The 20520-nt window shown below is 69.7% G+C and carries 19 protein-coding genes and 1 pseudogene; 13 read left to right on the forward strand and 7 right to left on the reverse strand.

The features are described from left to right. Positions 1–27: 27 nt before the first annotated feature. From qcrB to ctaE, 4 genes are read right to left on the reverse strand one after another with little or no spacing between them, the layout of a single operon-like run. Positions 28–1677: a cytochrome bc1 complex cytochrome b subunit gene (qcrB, locus tag R2K23_RS09715; RefSeq protein ID WP_316516310.1), complete on the reverse strand. Its 1650-nt coding sequence runs from the start codon at positions 1675–1677 to the stop codon at positions 28–30. Further along, on the reverse strand, positions 1674–2825 hold the full coding sequence (qcrA, locus tag R2K23_RS09720; RefSeq protein ID WP_316516312.1) for a cytochrome bc1 complex Rieske iron-sulfur subunit: 1152 nt from the start codon (positions 2823–2825) through the stop codon (positions 1674–1676). Before qcrA ends, qcrB begins: the two co-directional genes overlap by 4 nt. Then, the gene (gene qcrC / locus R2K23_RS09725) at positions 2822–3676 is read right to left on the reverse strand and encodes a cytochrome bc1 complex diheme cytochrome c subunit (RefSeq protein ID WP_316516314.1); all 855 of its coding nucleotides are present in this window, start codon (positions 3674–3676) and stop codon (positions 2822–2824) included. The genes qcrA and qcrC overlap by 4 nt, the downstream gene beginning before the upstream one ends. A gap of 11 nt (positions 3677–3687) precedes the next feature. Beyond that, positions 3688–4299, reverse strand: coding sequence for an aa3-type cytochrome oxidase subunit III (gene ctaE / locus R2K23_RS09730; protein WP_316516315.1), 612 nt, complete (start codon positions 4297–4299; stop codon positions 3688–3690). A gap of 86 nt (positions 4300–4385) precedes the next feature. Between ctaE and trpD the strand changes: the two genes are divergently transcribed. Next, positions 4386–5501 (forward strand): anthranilate phosphoribosyltransferase, encoded by a 1116-nt coding sequence (gene trpD / locus R2K23_RS09735; protein ID WP_316516316.1) that lies wholly within the window; start codon positions 4386–4388, stop codon positions 5499–5501. On the opposite strand, the pseudogene R2K23_RS09740 reads toward trpD, so the two are convergent. Next, a pseudogene (locus R2K23_RS09740) lies at positions 5385–7281 on the reverse strand (DEDD exonuclease domain-containing protein). The gene trpD and the pseudogene R2K23_RS09740 sit on opposite strands and share 117 nt — an antisense overlap. Positions 7282–7441: 160 nt before the next feature. On the opposite strand from R2K23_RS09740, the gene R2K23_RS09745 reads away from it, so the two are divergent. The 4 genes from R2K23_RS09745 to R2K23_RS09760 all read left to right on the forward strand — a co-directional run bounded on the left by R2K23_RS09745 (position 7442) and on the right by R2K23_RS09760 (position 11034). Beyond that, entirely contained in the window at positions 7442–7705 is a 264-nt protein-coding gene (locus R2K23_RS09745; RefSeq protein ID WP_316516320.1) for a hypothetical protein, read from the forward strand. Positions 7706–7892: 187 nt separating this feature from the next. After that, positions 7893–9035, forward strand: coding sequence for a peptidoglycan hydrolase RipC (ripC, locus tag R2K23_RS09750; RefSeq protein ID WP_396893352.1), 1143 nt, complete (start codon positions 7893–7895; stop codon positions 9033–9035). Beyond that, entirely contained in the window at positions 8998–9879 is an 882-nt protein-coding gene (locus R2K23_RS09755) for a hypothetical protein (protein WP_316516322.1), read from the forward strand. The genes ripC and R2K23_RS09755 overlap by 38 nt, the downstream gene beginning before the upstream one ends. 12 nt (positions 9880–9891) lie before the next feature. Then, a complete protein-coding gene (locus R2K23_RS09760; RefSeq protein WP_316516323.1) occupies positions 9892–11034 on the forward strand; it encodes a glycosyltransferase family 4 protein in 1143 nt (380 codons plus the stop codon). Positions 11035–11043: 9 nt separating this feature from the next. On the opposite strand, the gene R2K23_RS09765 is transcribed toward R2K23_RS09760, so the two are convergent. Continuing rightward, positions 11044–12846 carry an AMP-dependent synthetase/ligase gene (locus R2K23_RS09765; protein ID WP_316516325.1) on the reverse strand — a complete coding sequence of 601 codons (1803 nt, stop codon included), beginning with the start codon at positions 12844–12846 and terminating at the stop codon, positions 11044–11046. Positions 12847–12978: 132 nt separating this feature from the next. Here R2K23_RS09765 and R2K23_RS09770 point away from each other — a divergent pair, with 132 nt between their 5' ends. The 5 genes from R2K23_RS09770 (at position 12979) to R2K23_RS09790 (ending at position 16355) form a co-directional block, all read left to right on the forward strand. Then, positions 12979–13377, forward strand: coding sequence for a polyketide cyclase / dehydrase and lipid transport (locus tag R2K23_RS09770; protein ID WP_316516326.1), 399 nt, complete (start codon positions 12979–12981; stop codon positions 13375–13377). An 86-nt stretch (positions 13378–13463) separates the two neighbouring features. Beyond that, entirely contained in the window at positions 13464–13898 is a 435-nt protein-coding gene (locus R2K23_RS09775; RefSeq protein ID WP_316516327.1) for an SRPBCC family protein, read from the forward strand. 17 nt (positions 13899–13915) lie between these two features. After that, positions 13916–15163, forward strand: a complete 1248-nt coding sequence (locus tag R2K23_RS09780; RefSeq protein ID WP_316516328.1) for an ArsA family ATPase — start codon at positions 13916–13918, stop codon at positions 15161–15163. Further along, the gene (locus R2K23_RS09785; RefSeq protein WP_316516329.1) at positions 15160–15534 is read left to right on the forward strand and encodes a hypothetical protein; all 375 of its coding nucleotides are present in this window, start codon (positions 15160–15162) and stop codon (positions 15532–15534) included. Before R2K23_RS09780 ends, R2K23_RS09785 begins: the two co-directional genes overlap by 4 nt. Before the next feature lie 92 nt (positions 15535–15626). Next, positions 15627–16355, forward strand: coding sequence for a lysophospholipid acyltransferase family protein (locus R2K23_RS09790; RefSeq protein WP_316516330.1), 729 nt, complete (start codon positions 15627–15629; stop codon positions 16353–16355). On the opposite strand, the gene R2K23_RS09795 is transcribed toward R2K23_RS09790, so the two are convergent. Beyond that, a complete protein-coding gene (locus R2K23_RS09795) occupies positions 16285–17559 on the reverse strand; it encodes a glycosyltransferase 87 family protein (protein ID WP_316516331.1) in 1275 nt (424 codons plus the stop codon). The two genes, R2K23_RS09790 and R2K23_RS09795, sit on opposite strands and share 71 nt — an antisense overlap. Before the next feature lie 123 nt (positions 17560–17682). On the opposite strand from R2K23_RS09795, the gene R2K23_RS09800 reads away from it, so the two are divergent. The 3 genes from R2K23_RS09800 (at position 17683) to R2K23_RS09810 (ending at position 20516) form a co-directional block, all read left to right on the forward strand. Further along, positions 17683–18546, forward strand: coding sequence for a hypothetical protein (locus R2K23_RS09800; RefSeq protein ID WP_316517177.1), 864 nt, complete (start codon positions 17683–17685; stop codon positions 18544–18546). 11 nt (positions 18547–18557) lie between these two features. Beyond that, positions 18558–19058 carry a polyadenylate-specific 3'-exoribonuclease AS gene (locus R2K23_RS09805; RefSeq protein WP_316516332.1) on the forward strand — a complete coding sequence of 167 codons (501 nt, stop codon included), beginning with the start codon at positions 18558–18560 and terminating at the stop codon, positions 19056–19058. Positions 19059–19121: 63 nt separating this feature from the next. Then, entirely contained in the window at positions 19122–20516 is a 1395-nt protein-coding gene (locus R2K23_RS09810) for a class II 3-deoxy-7-phosphoheptulonate synthase (protein ID WP_316516334.1), read from the forward strand. The last annotated feature ends 4 nt before the right edge of the window (positions 20517–20520 follow it).

Genomic DNA, 20520 nt, shown 5'->3' on the forward strand with positions numbered 1-20520 from the left:
CTGAACCGTTGGTGCTGTGGACGGTGGCTAGCGGTGTCCGTCGGACCCGTCGCCGTTGCCGCCGTGCTCGCGATCCTGGTACTCCTTGAGCGCGGTCAGTGCCCGGTGCTCGGAGGCGTGCGCGGCCGCCCCGAGCGCCTGATGCTCTTCGAGCGGATCCGGTGTCAGGAAGCTGCCCGAACCCGGTTCGCCGGCGGCGCCCAGCTTGTTCATCTTCTTCGGAATCGCCGCACCCTCGTACTCGAGCGGGATCGGGTGACCGTGCTCGTCGACGGGGCCCAGCGGCTGGTGCAGCTCGATGTAGGCACCGTGCGGCAGCCGCTTGATGATGCCGGTCTCGATGCCGTGCTCGAGGACCGCACGGTCGCTGCGCTGCAGGGCGATGGCCCACCGGTAGGCGATGAAGAAGATCAGCGGCGGCAGCACCACCGCGCCGATGCGACCGATCCAGGTGGTCGCGTTCAGCGAGATGTGGAACTTCAGCGCAATGACGTCGTTCATCGCCGAGAAGGTCAGCACCATGTACAGCGCAATGGCCATCGCGCCGATGCCGGTGCGCACCGGAGCGTCCCGCGGCCGCTGCAGCAGGTTGTGGTGCGCATCGTCGCCGGTGAACTTCTTCTCCAGGTACGGCCACGCGATCAGCAGCATGAACACCAGGCCCATGCCCAGCGCCACCCAGGTGGAGGCGGGGATGGTGTAGTTGCCCGGGTACAGCTCCCAGTTCGGGAAGATACGCGCCAGGCCCTCGGTCCACATCATGTAGAAGTCCGGCTGGCTACCCGCGGAGATCTGCGATGGGCGATACGGGCCGAGGTTCCAGATCGGGTTGATCTGCAGCAGGCCACCCATCAGGCCGAGAACGCCGACCGTCATGGCGAAGAACGCACCCGACTTGACCGCGAACACCGGCATGACCCGCACGCCGACGACGTTCTTCTCGGTACGTCCGGGGCCGGGGAACTGGGTGTGCTTCTGGAACCAGACCAGGGCCATGTGGGCACCGATGAGGGCCAGCATGATGCCCGGCAGCAACAGGATGTGCAGCGCGTACATCCGCGGGATGATGATCTCGCCGGGGAAGTCACCGCCGAACAGGGCCCAGTGCAGCCAGGTGCCGATCACCGGCATGCCCAGGGTGATCGACGAGAAGGAAGCGCGCAGGCCGGTCCCGGACAGCAGTTCGTCGGGCAGCGTGTAGCCGAAGAAGCCCTCGAACATCGCCAGGATCAGCAGCAACGAGCCGATCACCCAGTTCGCCTCGCGCGGCCGGCGGAACGCGCCGGTGAAGAAGATGCGCGCCAGGTGCACCATGATCGACGCGGCGAACAGCAGCGCGGCCCAGTGGTGGATCTGGCGGACGAACAGTCCGCCGCGGACCTCGAAGCTGATGTTCAGCGCGGTCTCGTAGGCGCGGGACATCTCGACGCCGCGCAGCGGCTGGTACACGCCGTCGTACACGACGTGCGCCATCGAGGGATCGAAGAACAGCGTCAGGTAGACGCCGGTGATCAGCAGGACGATGAAGCTGTACAACGCGATCTCACCCAGCAGGAAGGACCAGTGCGTGGGGAAGACCTTGTTGAGGACGCCGCGTCGCATGGCTGCCGACGGGTGGTAACGGGAGTCAATCGCGTCGCCCTGCTTGGCGATCACCTCACCGAGTTTCGGACTCATGATTTGCGCTCCCAGAAGGCCGGACCGACAGGTTCGATGAAGTCACCATTGGCCACCAGGTAGCCCTCGGTGTTGATCGTGATGGGCAACTGTGCCAGCGCCCGCGCCGCCGGACCGAACGTCGGCCGAGCGAACTCCAGGGCGTCGAACTGCGACTGGTGGCAGGGGCACAGGATGCGGTAGGTCTGCTGCTCGTACAGCGACGAGGGGCAGCCCAGATGCGAGCACACCTTGGTGTACGCGAACAGGTCGCCGAAGTTGAAGCTCTCCTGCCCCTGCCGTTTGACCACTCGGCCCATGTCCTGGGCCTTGATGCGGATGAGCATGACCGGGTTACGGACGCCCATCTGGATCTCGGTCATCCGGTGATGCGACTCGACGGTGGTGCCGTCGCCGTCGGAATCCCGCAGCGGGAACACGGTTTCCATGCCGCCGGCGTCGATGTCCTCCGGACGCACCTTCACGAAGGGGGAGTGGCTGTCGCCGGTCGCGCGGGCGAGGTAGATCGTTTCGCCGTGGTAGCGCGGGGTCCAGCCGGAGGTCCACAGGACCGCCTTCTTGCCCTCCGCGGTCGGTACGACGGGCTTCCAGGGGTTCTTGATCAACCCGCCGGCGAACGCCACCAACGTACCGAGACCGAAGGCGCCCAGGCCGAGGCCCAACGAGGCGCCGATCATCTTGCGGCGCTTGATCGTCGAGCCCTCGAAGGCGTCGGTGAGGTTGGCCGCGATGGTCTTGCGATCGAACTCCGAGGACGGACCGTCGTGCCGGTCCTGGATGGTGATCTCTTGCGGGATGAACTTCTTCTGGAAGAGCACGGCGCCGATGCCGATCGCCAGGATCGACAGACCGAAGGTCAGGCCGTACATCGGGGTGGCCAGGTTGTACCACCAGCTGTCGGGATCGAATTCCCAAGGCCAGAACAGGAATACCAACAGCAGGGCCAGGCCGGACAGGCCGCCGAGCAGTAGCCAACCGGCCACCGTGCGTTCGGCGCGCTTCTCGGCGCGGGTGCCCTCGATCGGCCAGCGCGGTTCCTTGAAGACGATGTCGACACCGTCTTGCTTGCCGCCCAGCGCGAGCAGTTCTTCTCGCGACATCGCCGCCAACTGTTCGTCGGTGGGTTTCGCGTCTTGGTTATCGGTCATGCCCTTGCCCCGATCCACATTGTGATACCGATCATCACGGTGATGCCGAGGATCCAGATCACCATTCCTTCAGAGGTGGGACCGAGCGCACCCAGGCCGTAGCCGCCGGGGCTCTTGGCCTCAGAGACGTTGCGGACGTAGCTGATGATGTCCGTCTTCTCTTCGAGGCTCAGCTGCCGGTCGGAGAACTTCGGCATGTTCTGCGGTCCCGTGAGCATCGCGGTGTAGATCACCTGCGGGTTGGCATCGCCGAGCGCGGGGGCGTACTTGCCGGAGGACAACGCGCCGCCCTGGCCGGTGAAGTTGTGACACGAGGCGCAGTTGAGGCGGAAGAGGTCACCACCGCGCGCCAGGTTGCCGGTGGTCAGCGACTCCTGGGCGATCTGGCCGTTGTCGTCGCGAAGCACCATGGGGCCACCGCCGTTGGCCTGGATGTAGGCCCCCAACGCGTCGGTCTGATGCTCGTCGAAGTTCACGGGCTTGAGCGGGGCCTGGTGGTTCAGGCTCATCGCCGGCATGCGGCCGGTCGACACCTGGAACCACACCGCCGCCTCGCCGACGCCGATCAGGCTGGGGCCACGGTCGTGCACGCCCTGCAGGTTGGCGCCGTGGCAGGTGATGCACGACGTGTCGTACAGCTGCTTGCCCGTGCGGATCAGCGCCGACTGCGATTCGTCGGCGACCGCCACCTGGGGCTTGGGCGTCAGCACTGCGGCCAGTCCGCCCGCGAGCGCCAACGCGATCAGCAGCAACGTCCCGGCCGTCAGGCGACGGCGCCACCGCCGTCGGGACCGGTCACCGTTGGCCGATCCGATCAAGCGCGAGATATTCAACCGAGCTCTCCTGTTCATGGCCGCGTGAACTATCGGACGAAGTAGATCGTGGCGAACAGCGCAATCCAGACGATGTCGACGAAGTGCCAGTAGTACGACACAACGATCGCCGCCGTGGCCTGCGCAGGCGTGAACTTGCTCATCGTGGTGCGGACGAGCAGCAGCACGAAGGCGACCAGACCGCCGATCACGTGGAGGCCGTGGAAGCCGGTGGTGATGTAGAACACCGAGCCGTAGGCGCTGCCGGGGATGGTCGTCCCGTGCTGCACCAGGTGGATGTACTCGTAGCCCTGGCCGAGCACGAAGAAGGTGCCCATCGCCAGGGTGAGCAGATACCACCGACGCAGCCCGAAGACGTCACCGCGCTCAGCGGCGAACACGCCCAGCTGGCAGGTGAACGACGATGCAATCAGCACCAGCGTCACCGGTACCGCCAACGCGAGGTTCAACTCGGTTGGCGGCGGCGGCCACTCGCCGCCTGCTTGTGCGCGCGCCACGAAGTACATCGCGAACAGACCAGCGAAGAACATCAGCTCACTGGACAGCCACACGATGGTGCCGACACTGACCATGTTTGGCCTGTTCAGCGAATGCACGCGCGACGTGATTGCAGTCCCAGAGGTACCCACAGCACTCGTCACGCCTAGAAGTATGACGCTTTGTAGTTGTCGATCTCCACCCGGGGATGCATTTGGGTCGAAGTGTCGCCCTCCCGAATGCCGCAACCATGCTTCGACGTGGGAATATCGGGGTCGTGACTGACACCGCCGCGCGGCCGGACCCGGCCGCTCCCGCCTGGCCGACGATCCTGGGCCGCCTGACCGAACTGCAACCGCTGGCCACCGGGGAGGCCGCTTGGGCGATGGAGCAGATCATGTCCGGCGCGGCCACCCCGGCGCAGATCGCCGGCTTCGGCATCGCGATGAAGATGAAACGCCCGACCGCCGCCGAGGTCACCGAGTTGGCCGAGGTGATGCTTGCGCACGCCGTGCGCGTGCCCACGGACAAGATCGGCACCGATTCCGTCGACATCGTCGGCACGGGCGGCGACGGCGCCAACACCGTCAATCTGTCCACCATGGCGGCCATCGTGGTGGCGGCCTGCGGGGTGCCCGTGGTCAAACACGGCAACCGGGCCGCGTCGTCGTTGTCCGGCGGCGCCGACACCCTCGAGGCGCTCGGGGTGCGCATCGACCTGGGTCCCGACGAGGTGGCGCGCTGCGTGGCCGAGGTCGGCATCGGCTTCTGCTTCGCGGCCAAGTTCCACCCGTCGTTCCGGCATTCGGGACCGCCGCGCCGGGAGATCGGCGTCCCGACGGTGTTCAATCTGCTGGGCCCGCTGACGAATCCGGGCTCGCCGCGCGCCGGCCTGATCGGCTGCGCGTTCGGCGATCTGGCCGAGGTCATGGCCGGGGTGTTCGCCACCCGGCGCAGCAGCGTGCTGGTCGTGCACGGTGACGACGGGCTCGACGAGCTCACCACCACCACGACCTCGACGATCTGGCGGGTCCAGGCCGGGACCATCGACCGGCTGACCTTCGACCCGGCCGGATTCGGCTTCGCGCGCGCCCAACTGTCCGAGCTCAAGGGCGGCGACGCCGCCCACAACGCCGACGTGGCGCGGTCGGTCTTCGCTGGGGCCTCCGGCGCCGTGCGTGACGCGGTGGTGCTCAACGCGGCCGGCGCGATGGTGGCGCACGCCGGGCTGTCCGCCGGTGCGGACTGGCTACCGGCGTGGGAGACCGGACTGAGCCGGGCCACCGAGGCCATCGATTCGGGGAAGGCCGAACAGCTGCTGGCCCGGTGGGTACAGCTCACCCAGAAGCTCGCACCGCCGCACTGACCCCGCCGCGGCGCGGTAGCTGGAGGTCGACCGCCGCGTCGCGGTACTGCTCGGCGGCCACCCGGGCGGATCGGGCCGCCGCCGCCCAGCCGGCGAGTCGGCCCGCGCCGTCGCGCGGGGACGTCCAGCCGCCGCTGGTGCGCACGATCCGGGTGCCGGGCGTCGTCAGCCACCGCGCGAGCAGTGCGGTCTCCTCGACCAGGGCGCCGCCCAGCGGTGCGGGTTCGGTGAGGATGGTCTGCGCGCCGGCGCACAGCGCCTCGACGACCGGCATGGGCGGGACCCCGCGCCGCGCGCTGCCGGCCGCGGCCAGCTGACCGCGCCGCAGCACCGCCAGGTGCCAGCCGCCGGCCCCGTCCGGCGCGGCGGCCACCAGCTCGTCGAGGGCGACCAACGACGCCAACCGTTGCCCGCGCCAGGCGGTCTCGATGGCCAGCGCGCTGTGGTCGCGCAGTCGCGCGGCGTTCTCGTACAGTCCGCGCCGGGCCAACGCGTCCACTTCGGCCACCGCGGCCGCCAGCGGCGCACTGTCGGCACCGGCCAGCAGCGCCGCGGCCCGCGTGACCGCGGGCGCGTAGTCGACCGCGCCGATGTCGCGGGGAGCCGGGCACGGGGACAGCTCGCGTTCGGGACAGGACGGGCCGTGGCGACCCGACCGGCCCAGCCGGGAGGTGCAGGTGCGGATCCCGGCGAACCGGGCCAGCAGCGCCGCGGTCTGCGCGGCATCCGCGCGCGCCCGAAACGGCCCGAGCGCGCGGTCGTGCCGCGGCCTGCGCACCACGACGAAGCGGGGAAAAGCCTCGTCCGACAACGCCACCCACCACCATCGGTGCGGGAACTTGGAGCGCCGGTTGAACGGCGGGGCGTGTGCGGCCAACAACCGCAGTTCGCGCACCCCGGCCTCCAGCGCATGCGCGCATTCGACATGGTCGACGGCCTCGGCGAGCGCCACCATCTCCTTCATCCGCGCCCGGCTGTCCGACCCGTTGAAGTACTGGCCGACGCGGCGGCGCAGGTCGCCGGCGGTGCCGACGTAGAGCACCTCCGCCGACGGCCCGCGGAACAGGTAGACCCCGGGCGCGCGCGGGAGCTGTGCGGCCAACCCGCGCTTGCGGCGCTGGGCCTCGGTGACGTCGGGCAGGTAGGACCGCAGGGCCGGATAGGTGTGCACGCCCTGATTGCCGACCCGTTCGATCAACCGGTGCAGCACGTCCACCGTGGCCCGCGCGTCATCGAGGGCGCGGTGCGTCGGCGTCGTGGTGGCGCCGAGCAGCCGGGCCAACTCCGACAGTTTCACGCTGGGGGCCTCGTCGCGGGTCAGTACCCGGCGGGCCAACCGCACGGTGCACAGCACCGGCGGCCGCGGCCACGCGATGTCGCATTGCGCGGCGGCCGCCCGCAGGAAGCCGATGTCGAAGCCGGCGTTGTGGGCGACCAGCACCGCGCCCCGCGCGAACTCGAGGAACATCGGCAGCACGGCCTCGATGGTGGGCGCGGCGCGCACCATCGCGGTGGTGATGCCGGTGAGACGGACGATCTGCGGCGGAATGGTCCGACGGGGGTCGACAAGTGTGGCAAATTCGCCGAGCACCTCGCCGCCGCGTACCTTGACCGCGCCGATCTCGGTGATCGCGTCGCAGGCCCCGCCGGGCTGCTTCGGCGTCGCGCGGCCGCCGGTGGTTTCGAGGTCGACCACGACGAAGGTGGTGTCGCGCAGGGACAGGTCCGCGGACGGGTCCAGGTCCGCGAAGCTCAGCTGCCCCCCATCCGACGAACGCATGTTCGAACACGTTAGAGCGGTAGGCGGACATTCGCCGCGTCGCGGCGACCGGGTGCCGGGGTGTGTCGCGCGAATCGGCGCCGGAGGTTGTTGTCGGTGCCCTGGGTTAGCGTCCGGCTACAGCCGGCTGCAAGGCGGGCACGAGAGATGGGAACGCGGCATGACGGAGTTAGGGAAACTGCCGGGACGGCGCATCGGAAGCGGCCATGAGCACGACGCGGCGGAGCCGGTCGTCATCGACTGTGACGACTGTGCTGTGCGCGGGCTCGGTTGTCGAGATTGCGTGGTCAGCGTGCTCTTGGGTGTGCCCGATGAGTTGCTCGCCGACGAGCGGGAGGCTCTCGAGGTGCTGGCGGAGGCGGGCCTGGCGCCGCGCCTGCGGTTGGTGCCGGTACGGCGGGGCCCGCACCACGGTGTCGCCTGAATCACCTCGACCGGGGGTGCCCGGCGGGCGTGGCACCGCGCGTGCTATCTGTAACTGCTGCTAGATTGGCAACTTCCGTTGGACAACGCCGATATCGTTTCGTAACCTATCTGAGACCAAACGCGGTCGGGGGCGACGCGAAACGGCAACAACGCATACAGTTGTACGCAGTTTAAGGACGCGAATCTTGAGGATCGACGGCACGCCCTGGACCGATCGGATCATCTCTCGACCCCTCAAACGGATCGCAATCTGTCTGATTGCCGTGTTGGCCGTGCTGAGCGGGACGTTTGCCTCGACGGTCTACGCCGACCCGCAAGAGGACGCGCTGGCAAAGTTGAACGAACTTTCGCGTGAGGCCGAGCAGACCACCGAGGCCATGCACTCCGCGCAGCTCGACCTCACCGAGAAGCTGGAAATCCAGGCCGCCGCCGAGCAGAAGGTGGCGGCCGATCGCGCCGCCGCCGAGGCCGCCCGGGCGCAGTTGTCGACCTATCAGACCCGCGTGGACCAGTTTGCCGCGGCCGCCTATATGGGCGGACGGACGTCCGGCTTCAACGCCATCCTGACCGCCGAGTCGCCGCAGGGCCTGATCGACAAGTTGGCGGTGCAGCGGGTGATGGCCACCGAGATGTCCGAGCAGATCGCCACCCACCGCACGGTCAGCGAGCAGGCCGCCGCCGCCGAGGCCGCCTCGGTGCGTTCCGCCGCCGAGGCGAAGACCGCCGCCGAGCAGGCCGCCGCGGTGCGGGCCGACCTGCAGTCCAAACAGAGCGACCTGCAGCTCAAGATCGCCGTGGTGCGGTCGCAGTACAACGCGCTCAGCCCGGAGCAGCGCGTCGCCCTGGCGGATCCGGGACCCGTCCCGCCGGCCGCCGCGCCGGGACCGGAGATCTTGGCCCAGGGGCCGGAGGGCATCCCGGCCGGCGACGTCGCGCCGCCGCCCGAAGGTGCCGTGCTGCCCGCGCCGGGCGGCGGATCCCCGCAGGGCGCGATCGCGGTGCAGGCCGCGCTGACCCGCGTCGGCTCGCCGTACTCCTGGGGCGGTTCCGGCCCCAACGCCTTCGACTGCTCGGGCCTGGTGCGTTGGGCCTTCCAGCAGGCCGGCATCTCGTTGCCGCATTCCAGCCAGGCGCTGGCCCGCGGCGGTACCCCGGTCTCGCGGGATCAGCTGCAGCCCGGCGACGTGGTGAACACCTACTCGGACGCCTCGCACACCAGCATCTACGTCGGCGACGGCATGGTGGTGCACGCCTCCACCTACGGAGTGCCGGTCAAGGTGGTGCCGTTGGATGGCGCCGGACCGTTCTACAACGCCCGCCGTTACTGAGAACGGCTCGCGCCGCTGGCCCGTCGCGCTGGCGGCGCTGGCCGTCACCGCGACCCTGGTGATCGCCGCAGTGCTGCTGCGGCCCGAGGAATCCGCGCCGACGGCAGCGCCGCAGAGTCCGCCGAGCGCCCCATCGCTGGTCGTCGGTGACGGCCGCACTGTGACGCTGTTGAGTTTGGGCGGATCCGCCACCGACGCGCTGCTGGACCGGGTGGCCGCCGGACTCGGCGACGCCACCGAGCAGGTCGAGCGATTCTGGGGCACCGACTGGACCCGCGAGATCACGGTGGTGGCCACCGATTCGCCGGCGCAATTCGCCGGGGCCGCGCCGGGCGCCCCCGCCGAGATGGCGGCGGTCGCGGTCGCCGACAGCGTCGACACGGACCGGCGCGTGGCCTCCGGGCAACGCATCGTGTTGGGTCCCGGCGCCGGGCGCATGAGCGATGCCGCGTTGCGAGTGGTGTTGACACACGAGCTTTTTCACTACGCCGCCCGCGCCGACACGGCCCCCGACGCCCCCCGGTGGATCACCGAGGCAGTGGCCGACTACCTGGCCCGGCCCGCTCCGGACGCCACGACGCCGCCGGTGCCGGCTCCGGTGGCGCTGCCCGCCGACAGCGACTTCGAGAGCCCGGAGCCGGGGCTGTCGCAGGCCTACGACCGCGCCTGGCTGTTCGCGCGCTTCGTCGCGGACCGGCACGGACCCGCGGCGCTGCGGGAGCTGTACCGCCGCGCGGCCGGTCGCCACATGGAGGCCGTCGACACCGTGCTGCGCGACGTCACCGGCGCCGACCCGGGGCAGTTACTGCAGCGGTGGCGGCAGTGGCTGGCCGAGCCGCGCTAGCATCGGCAGACCATGACACGAGTCCTGCTGGTAACCAATGACTTTCCGCCCCGCCGCGGCGGCATCCAGTCGTATCTGGAAGAGCTGGTGGGCCGGCTGGCGAGTTCGGGTGAGCACGAGCTCACGGTGTACGCGCCGAAATGGAAGGGCGCCGAAGCCTACGACGGCGCGGCCGAGGCGGCCGGTTACCGGGTGGTGCGGCATCCCACCACGCTGATGTTGCCGGAACCGTCGGTCGAGGCGCGGATGCGCCATCTCATCGGGCGCCACGACATCGAGACGGTCTGGTTCGGCGCCGCCGCGCCGTTGGCGCTGCTGGCCGGCCGCGCCCGCCGGGCCGGGGCCGGTCGCGTGCTGGCCAGCACCCACGGCCACGAGGTGGGCTGGTCCATGCTGCCCGGCGCGCGCTCGGCGCTGCGGCGCATCGGCGAGGGCGCCGACGTCATCACCTACGTCAGTAGCTATACGCGGGGCCGCTTCGCGTCGGCCTTCGGGTCGCACGCGGCCATGGAACACCTGCCGCCCGGCGTCGACACCGACCGGTTCCGGCCGGATCCGGGCGCCCGCGCCGAGTTGCGGCGCCGCTACGGCCTGGGCGAGCGCCCGACCGTGGTGTGCGTGTCGCGGCTGGTCCCGCGCAAGGGCCAGGACATGTTGATCCGCGCGCTGCCGCGGATCCGCGAACGCGTGGACGGCGCCGCCTTGGTGATCGTCGGCGGCGGCCCCTACCTGCCCACCCTGCGCAAGCTGGCGGCCGACCACGACGTCGCCGACCACGTGGTCTTCACCGCGGGGGTGCCCGCCGACGAGCTGGCCGCCCACCACGTGCTCGGCGACGTGTTCGCGATGCCGTGCCGCACCCGCGGCGCCGGCCTGGACGTCGAGGGGCTGGGCATCGTCTTCCTCGAGGCGTCGGCCAGCGGTCTGCCGGTGGTCGCCGGTTCCTCGGGCGGCGCCCCGGAGACGGTGGTCGAGGGCAGCACCGGGACGGTGGTCGACGGCCGCCGCGTCGATGAGATAGCCGCTGCGGTCGGCGACCTGCTCGCCGACCCGGACCGCGCCGCGAAGATGGGTGCCGCGGGGCGGGACTGGGTGCTGACGAACTGGCGCTGGGACGTGCTGGCGGCCCGGCTGGGCGGGCTGCTGGCCGGCTGAACCGCCGCGTCAGTCCTTGCGGTAGATCGCCTCGATCTCGTCAGCGAACTTCTCCGCGATGACCTTGCGCTTGACCTTCATGGTCGGAGTCAGCTCACCGGTGTCCTCGGTGAAGTCGACGGGCAGGATGCGGAACTTGCGGATGCTCTCGGCATGGGAGACGTGGCCGTTGGCCACCTTGACCGCCTGCTCGACCTCGGCCACCAGGTCCGGGTCGGTGGTCAGGTCGGCCACGGCGGCGTCGGCGCTCTTGCCATGGCGCTGCTTCCAGCCCTCGAAGGCCTCCGGGTCGATGGTGATCAGCGCGCCGATGAACGGCTGGGCGTCGCCGACCGCCATCGCCTGGCTGATCAGCGGGTGGGCGCGCAGCTCGTCCTCGAGAACGGCCGGCGCGACGTTCTTGCCGCCGGCGGTGACGATGATCTCCTTCTTGCGGCCCACGATCTTGAGGAAGCCCTCGTCGTCGACCTCGCCGAGGTCGCCGGTGTGGAACCAGCCGTCCACCACGGCCTCGTTGGTGGCCTCTTCGTTCTTCCAATAGCCGTCGAAGACCACGCCGCCGCGGACCACCAGCTCACCGTCTTCGTTGATCCGCAAGCTGTTGCCGGGCAACAGCTTTCCGACGGTGCCCACCTTCAGGTCGCCGACCTGGTTGACGGTGATGGCGGCGCTGGTCTCGGTGAGCCCGTAGCCCTCGTAGATGGTCAACCCGACGCCCCGGTAGAAGTGGGACAGCCGCGCCCCCAACGGCGCACCGCCGGAGATCGCGGCCCGGCAATCGCCGCCGAGGGCGGCCCGCAGCTTGTGGTAGACCAGCCGGTCGAACACCGCGTGCTTGAGTTTGAGCAGCAGGCCCGGGCCGCCGCTGTCCTGCGCCTCGCTGTATTCGACCGCGGTCTGCACCGCCTTCTCGAAGATCTTGCCCTTGCCGCCGTCCGAGGCGTTCTGCGCGGCGGTGTTGTACACCTTCTCGAAGACCCGCGGCACCGAGACCACGATGGTCGGCTTGAACACCCCGAACAGCGCCACGAGGTTCTTGATGTCGCTGGTGAACCCGACGGTCACCTTGAAGTTGAACGCGCCGATCGTGAGCGCCCGGGCCAGTACGTGGGCCAGCGGCAGGAAGACCAGGAGGCGTTCGCGCTCGCTGAGCAGCGTCGGCATCGCCGCCTTCGAACCCCGGATCTCGTAGACCAGATTCGCATGCGTCAGCACGCAGCCCTTGGGCCGTCCGGTGGTTCCCGAGGTGTAGATCAGCGTCGCCGGATCCGCCGAGCGCAGCGCCTCGGCCCGCCTGGTGACCTCGGCGGCGTCGACGGCGGCGCCGGCCTCGGCCAATTGCTCGAACGCGCTCGTCCCGGCCGACTCAATCCGGTACACCCGCCGAAGCTCGGGCAGGTCGTCGGCGAGCTGGTCGACCATCGACGCGTGCGCGTCGGTCTCGGCGAACACCGCCACCGCGCCGGAGTCCGACAGCACCCACGCCACCTGCTCGGCCGAGGAGGTCTCATAGATCGGCACCGTCAGGGCGCCGATCGCCAGGATCGCGAAGTCGAGGATGGCCCACTCGAACCGCGTCGCGGAGAAGATCGCCACCCGGTCGCCGGGCTGCACGCCCTCGGCGATCAGGCCCTGTGCGGCGGACCGCACCAGCGCGGCGGCCTCGGCGGCGGTCACGGGGTGCCATTGGCCGTCCACCAGGCGTTCGTAGATCGGGAAGTCGGGATCTTCGCGCTCGTGGACGAAAACGGCGTTGACGACGGTGTCGTGCTCGCCGACGTCGAAGGTTGCGGGAACGCTCAACTCACGCAATGCTCATGGCCTCTCGGATCGGGACGTGACCCCCAGCCTAATGGGACCGCTTCCGGCGGTGTGACGGTCCTCACGGTTGCCTGCTGCGGCGCGCAGGCCAGACCCCAGCTTTCGTCCTCGGTATGTGAAGCTATGCAGATGAACAGCATCCAGGTGGCCGACGAGACGTTTGTCGCGGCCGATGCGCAGCTGGTCGGGGCGGCCATCGCGGAGCCGGCCCGGTGGCGCCGCTGGTGGCCGGACCTGCACCTGCAGGTGGTCGAAGAGCGTGGCGACAAGGGCATCCGCTGGACCGTCGCCGGTCCGCTGACCGGGACCATGGAGATCTGGCTGGAACCGATGCTCGACGGAGTGTTGCTGCACTACTTCCTGCACGCCGAGCCGGCCGGCGTCTCGGCCCATGAGCTGGCCAAGCTCAATCTCGCCAAGCTGGTGCACGCCCGCCGGGTGGCGGGCAAGAAGATGTCCTTCGAGATCAAGGCCGAAGTCGAGGCGAATCGCCCGGTGGGAGTGGCCCCGCAGGCCCGATGAGGGGTCCGGGCAACGACACCGGGGTACCGTTTCATCTCAAAGAGCGGACGCGTTCCGCGCTCGAGGTTTCAAGGTGAGGCAGCAAGTTGGCGGACAAGACCACGCAGACCATCTACATCGACGCCGATCCCGGCACGGTCATGGACGCGATTGCCGACATCGGCTCCTACCCGGAGTGGGTCAAGGAGTACAAGGAGACCGAGGTCCTGGAGACCGAGAGCTCGGGGCTGCCGAAGACGGCGCGACTGGTGCTCGACGCCGCGGTGCTGCGCGACACCATGGTGCTGTCCTACGAATGGCCGGCCGACCGTAAGTCGGTGCGCTGGTCGTTGGTGTCCAGCTCGCTGCTGAAGGCGCTCGACGGCGCGTATCGGTTGACGCCCAAGGGGTCTGGCACCGAGGTGACCTACGAACTGTCGGTCGACTTGTTGATCCCGATGATCGGACTGCTCAAGCGCAAGGCCGAGCGCCGGTTGACCGACACCGCGCTGAAGGATCTGAAGAAGAGGATCGAGGGCTGAGCACCACCGCCGAGTCCGTGCCCGCCGAACGCACCCGGATCAGCCTCTTCGTCGGCAAGGGGGGCGTCGGCAAGTCGACGCTGGCGTGCGCTTCGGCGGTGCGCGAGGCCCGGTCCGGGCAGCGGGTCCTGGTGGTCTCGACGGATCAGGCGCATTCGCTGGGGGACGTGCTGGGAGTCGAGGTGCCGCCAACCGGTGGCCGCGACCCGGTTCGCGTGCTGACCGACGACGCGGGGGCCGGCGGCGGGTTGTTGGACGCGCTGGCGCTGGACACCCTGGCGCTGCTGGAATCCCGGTGGCGCGAGATCGCCGCTCCGCTGGGCGAGCAGTTTCCCGAATCCGACGTGGGCAGCGTTGCCCCCGAGGAGCTTTCGGCGCTGCCCGGAATCCAGGAGGTGCTCGGGCTGCACGAGGTGGGGGAGTTGGCCGCCGCCGCGCGGTGGGACCACATCGTGGTCGACTGCGCCTCCACAGCCGACGCGCTGCGGATGTTGACGCTGCCGTCGACCTTCGGTCTCTACGTGGAGCGGGCCTGGCCCCGGCACCGTCGGCTGTCCGCGGCCGACAGCAGCGCCACGGCCGTGGTGGTCGAGTTGCTCGAACGCATCACCACCGGGGTCGACCGGCTCTCGGCGCTGTTGACCGACGGGTCGGCCGTCAGCGCGCATCTGGTGCTCACCCCGGAACGGGTGGTGGCCGCCGAGGCGGCGCGCACCCTGGGGTCACTGGCCCTGATGGGGGTGCGGGTCGCCGAGCTCATCGTGAATCAGGTGTTGGCGCAGGACGATTCGTACGAGTACCAGAATCTGCCGGAGCACCCGGCCTTCGATTGGTACGCCGAGCGCATCGCCGAGCAGAAGTCGGTCCTCGACGAGCTGGCGAGCACCATGGGCGCCGTCGAGTTGGTGCTGGTGCCGCATCTGCCCGGGGAGCCGATCGGCCCCAAGGCCCTGGGCCAGCTGCTGGACCGGGCGCGCCGGCGCGACGGTGCCCCGCCGCCGGGGCCGCTGCGCCCCGTCGTCGACCTGGAGTCGGGCGCGGGTCTCGAATCGGTGTATCGGATGCAGCTACAGTTGCCACAAGTGGATTCGGGCACGCTCGCGCTGGGCCGGGTCGACGACGATCTGATCATCGCAGTGGGAGGCATGCGGCGTCGGGTGAAGCTGGCGTCGGTGCTTCGCCGCTGCATCGTGATCGGTGCCCAACTCAAGGGCAATGAACTGACCGTCCGTTTTCGACCCAACCCGGAGGTGTGGCCACGGTGAGTGGGACCCACCCCGATCTGGGCCCGGAGTTGCGCCAGCTGGCGCAGGCGATCCTGGATCGACTCGATCCCGCACTGCGGTCGGCGGCGGCGCTGGCCGCCGCGCGCAGCGCCGCCGGGCCCGGTCGCTGCCAGCAGGTGTGGTGCCCGGTCTGCGCCCTGGCGGCCCTGGCCACCGGTGAGGATCATCCGCTCATCGGCATCATCTCCGAGCACAGCGTGGCGTTGCTGGAGGTGGTCCGCGCCCTGCTGGACGACGGCGAGGGCGCCGGCGCGTCCGCCGGTCCCGCAAATCCGGCCGAACCGCCGCCAGAGCCCCCGGAACCGCCGAAGGGCCGCTACGAACCGATTCCGGTCACCGTCGAGGAGTAGCTCGGCGTTGACCGCCGCCCTGTGGTCGCGCTCGGCCACGGTGGGTAAAGTTGCGCCCAGCATCGTCCGATGCGGCCAAACCGGGAGGGTCCATGTGGTATTGGATTTTCAAGTACATCCTGCTGGGACCCTTGCTGGCCTTGCTCGGCCGGCCCAAAGTCGAAGGACTTGAACACCTTCCGGACAATGGCCCGGCGATCCTGGCCAGCAACCATCTGGCGGTGATGGACAGTTTCTATCTGCCGCTGGTGGTGCGGCGGCGGATCACCTTCCTGGCCAAGCAGGAGTACTTCACCGGCACCGGGATCAAGGGCCGCTTCCTGGCGTGGTTCTACACCGTGGTCGGTCAGGTGCCGATCGATCGCACCGACGCGGACTCCGCGCAGGCCGCGCTGACCACCGCCGCGCGCATCCTGGGCGAGGGCAAGCTGCTGGGCATGTACCCGGAGGGCACGCGTTCGCCGGACGGGCGGCTCTACAAGGGCAAGACCGGGCTGGCCCGGCTGGCGCTGGAGACCGGCGTGCCCGTCATTCCGGTCGCGATGATCGGAACCGACGTCGTCAATCCGCCGGGACGCAAGGGGTTGCGGTTCGGCCGGGTGACGGTGCGGTTCGGCGAGCCCATGGACTTTTCCCGGTTCGACGGCATGGCCGGCAACCGCTTCATCGAGCGCGCCGTCATCGACGAGGTGATCTACGAACTGATGGGCCTGTCCGGCCAGGAGTACGTCGACATCTACGCCGCCACTCTCAAAGAGGGTGCAGCGCCTGCGCAGAACGGTCAGCCGACGGCGCGTCTTCCGGAGGCCGCTGCCGGCTGAGGCCGGTGCCGATCGCGTTCGCGGCCAGCCCGGCTACGACGATGGTGGCCACCGCCCACCAGACATAGGAACCGCCCAGCAGCTGGCGCCACCAGGCCGCGTCGGCCTCCTGATGTTCGGGCAGCAGGTCGATGGGCGTCCAGACCATCAGCGCCAGCCCCACCGCGGTCACCGCCGCCAGGCCGGCATGCCGATACCGCCACGCCAGGACCCCGGTGACCACGAGCGTCGGCAACACCCAGACCCAGTGGTGCGACCACGACACGGGCGAGACCACCAGCCCGAACAGTGCGACGCAGATCAGCGCGAGCACCGACTCCGGGCCGTCTGAGCCGGCCGCCAGGATCCGCCGCACCGCCCAGGCCGTCAGCGCCAGGACCGCGAAGCAGGCCAGCACCCACAGCGCGAACCGGACGTTCTCGGCCAGCCCCAGCCGCGCCAGCGCACCGGAGATGTTCTGGTTGGTGTTGAGGGTCGCGGTGCCGATCCGGTCGGTGTTGACCACCGTCGTCGTCCAGTACTCGACGGAGTCGCGCCAGGCCAGCGCGAAACCCAGCGCCGTCGCGGCCAGGAACGACGCCAGCGACACCAACACCGCGCGGACGTCCCGGCGCAGCACGAAATACACCAGGAACACCGCGGGCGTGAGCTTCAGCGCGATCGCCAGGCCCAGCAGCATGCCCCGCGGCCACGGCGTGCGACGGGGCACGCAGTCGGCGAGCACCAACGTCATCAGCACCACGTTGATCTGCCCGAAGTCGAAGTTGGAGACCAGCGGCTCGAGGTAGATCACCGCCGGGGCGGTGATGCCCGCGGCCAGCCACCACCGCTGCGCCGGCGCCCCGGCGAACACGTCGAGCCGGGTCAACACCAACATCGTCGCCACCACCAGCAGCACCAGCGTGGTGAGGGTGATCGCGATGCCGGCGGCCGGCAGCGAAAGCCAGGCGAACGGGCTGAACAGCACCGCTGAGAGCGGCGGGTAGGTGAACGGCAGGTCGATGCCGCCCAGCGTGGGGAAGGTGACACCCTCGCTGTAGAGCGGCTGGGAGTCCAACCAGGCGCGGCCGCCCATCCGGTAGACGTCGATGTCGATCCGGTACGGGTTGGGCGCGAACAACCGCCACGCCGCGTAGCCGAAGACGGCCGCGGTGGCCAGTTGGAATACCCGCCAGGCGGCCAGCCGCCGTCGCTGTGTAGTCATGACGTCAACAGAGTATCTGTGTCCCTCAGCAACGCAGCTGTGCCGCTCGGGTGTCCGCGTCATGTTTCGCCCGACGTGCTCCGGGCGCGTAAGTTCACGGCCGTGCCCCAGTGGTCCGTCGACATGAGGTTCGACTTCATCACCCAAAGCCGCCTGCCGCTGATGTGGTGCCTGATCGCGTTCATCGTCACGTTCTGCGTCACCCGCGGCATCGTGCGCTACATCCGGGCGACCGCCGACGACACCAAGCCCAAGAGGTGGTGGCAGCCCCGGAATCTCTCGCTGGGTGGCGGCGACGGCAAGGGCTTCCACCTGCACCACGTGGTGTTCGGCGTGCTGCTGGTGTTGATCTCCGGCGTCGCGATGGTCACCCTCGCGGTCGACGGCGGGGTGGGGGAGTTCACCGCCGCGGCCATCTTCTTCGGCATCGGCGCCGCGCTGGTCCTCGACGAGTTCGCGTTGATCCTGCATCTGCAGGACGTCTACTGGTCGGAGGACGGGCGCACGTCGGTGGACGCGGTGTTCATCGCGGTCGCCGTGGCCGGCCTGCTGATCGTCGGCTTCAACCCGCTGGCGTTCTTCGACATCAACATCTGGCGGGCCGACGACTCGTGGGCGGTGCGGGCCGCGGTGATCGCCTGGGCCGTGGTCAGCCTGCTGCTGGCCCTCGTGGTGCTCGCCAAGGGCAAGGTGTGGACCGGGCTGGTGGGGATGGGGGTGCCGCCGCTGCTGGTGATCGGCGCGGTCCGGCTGTCGCGGCCGCATGCGCCGTGGGCGCGCTGGCGCTACCTCGACCGCCCGCACACGATGCAACGGGCCATCCAGCGAGAACGGCGTATCCGGCGGCCGCTGGTGCGGGCCAACCTGTGGTTGCAGAGCGCGTTGGCCGGCATGCCGCGGCTACCCGACGACACCGCGGTCGATGCCACGCTGGACCGGCAGGTCCACGCGGCACCTGCGCCCGTGGCGCCCGCCGCGACTGGCTAGGCTGGTCGGCCGTGCGGTACTTCTACGACACCGAGTTCATCGAGGACGGCCGCACCATCGAGCTGATCTCGATCGGCGTGGTCGCCGAGGATGGCCGCGAATACTACGGCGTATCAACGGAATTCGACCCTGCCCAGGCCGGCGACTGGGTGCGCAAGCACGTGCTGCCCAAGTTGCCGTCGCCGTCGTCGCAGCTGTGGCGCTCGCGCCGGCGCATCCGCGAGGACCTCGAGGAGTTCTTCGGCGTCGGCGGCGCCGAACCCATCGAGCTGTGGGCTTGGGTGGCCGCCTACGACCACGTCGCGCTGTGCCAGCTGTGGGGCCCGATGACCAACCTGCCGCCGCAGATCCCGCGCTTCACCCGGGAATTGCGGCAGTTCTGGGAGGACCGCGGCAGCCCGCGGATGCCCCCGCGGCCGGCCGACACCCACGACGCGCTGGTCGACGCGCGCGATCACCTGCGCCGGTTCTCGTTGATCGTCGAGCAGACCGGCCCGCCAGCGGGCGCCTGAGCGGACGTTCGGGCAGGTGGTGAACGGGTCCGGACGTCCGATGCGCCCCGCTACGATATAGGGGTGAACTGGACCGTCGACGTACCGATCGAGCAGCTGCCGTCGCTGCCGCCCCTCCCGGATGACCTGCGGCAACGATTGGATTCCGCGCTGGCGAAGCCGGCCGTGCAGCAACCGAGTTGGGACGCCGAGCAGGCCAAGGCCATGCGCACGGTCCTCGAGAGCGTGCCGCCGATCACGGTGCCCGCCGAGGTGGAGAAGCTGCAGACCCAGTTGGCGGCGGTCGCGCGCGGCGAGGCGTTCCTGCTGCAGGGCGGTGACTGCGCCGAGACGTTCGCCGACAACACCGAGCCGCACATCCGCGCCAACATCCGCACGCTGCTGCAGATGGCCGTGGTGCTGACCTACGGGGCGAGCATGCCGGTGGTCAAGGTGGCCCGCATCGCGGGCCAGTACGCCAAGCCGCGGTCCTCGGACACCGACGCACTGGGCCTGAAGTCCTACCGCGGCGACATGGTCAACGGGTTCGCCCCGGACGCAGCGGTGCGCGACCACGACCCGTCCCGGTTGGTGCGCGCCTACGCCAACGCCAGCGCGGCGATGAACCTGGTGCGGGCGCTGACCTCGTCGGGCCTGGCGTCCCTGGACCTCGTGCACGACTGGAACCGGGAGTTCGTCCGCACCTCGCCGGCCGGCGCGCGGTATGAGGCGCTGGCGGGCGAGATCGACCGCGGGTTGCGCTTCATGTCGGCGTGCGGGGTCAACGACCGCAACCTGGACACCGCCGAGATCTACGCCTCGCACGAGGCGCTGGTGCTGGACTACGAGCGCGCGATGCTGCGCCTGGCCGACGACGCCGACGAGGGTGCCTCGTTCAAGCTGTTCGACCTGTCGGCGCACTATCTGTGGATCGGTGAGCGCACCCGGCAACTCGACGGGGCGCACATCGCGTTCGCCGAGGTGATCGCCAACCCGATCGGCGTCAAGATCGGCCCGACGACGTCGCCGGAGTTGGCGGTGGAGTACGTCGAACGCCTCGACCCGCACAATGTCCCGGGCCGGCTGACGCTGGTCAGCCGCATGGGCAACGGCAAGGTCCGCGACGTGCTGCCGCCGATCATCGAGAAGGTGCAGGCCTCCGGTCACCAGGTGATCTGGCAGTGCGATCCGATGCACGGCAACACCCACGAGTCGTCCACGGGATACAAGACCCGCCACTTCGACCGGATCGTCGACGAGGTGCAGGGCTTCTTCGAGGTGCACCGGGCGCTGGGCACCCACCCGGGTGGCATCCACGTCGAGATCACCGGTGAGAACGTCACCGAGTGTCTCGGCGGGGCACAGGACATTTCGGACTCCGACCTCGCCGGTCGCTACGAGACGGCCTGCGACCCGCGGCTGAACACCCAGCAGAGCCTCGAGTTGGCCTTCCTGGTCGCGGAGATGCTGCGCGACTAGGGCG

Origin of the sequence: Mycolicibacterium sp. MU0050, assembly GCF_963378085.1 — a bacterium.
GTDB lineage: Bacteria > Actinomycetota > Actinomycetes > Mycobacteriales > Mycobacteriaceae > Mycobacterium > Mycobacterium wendilense.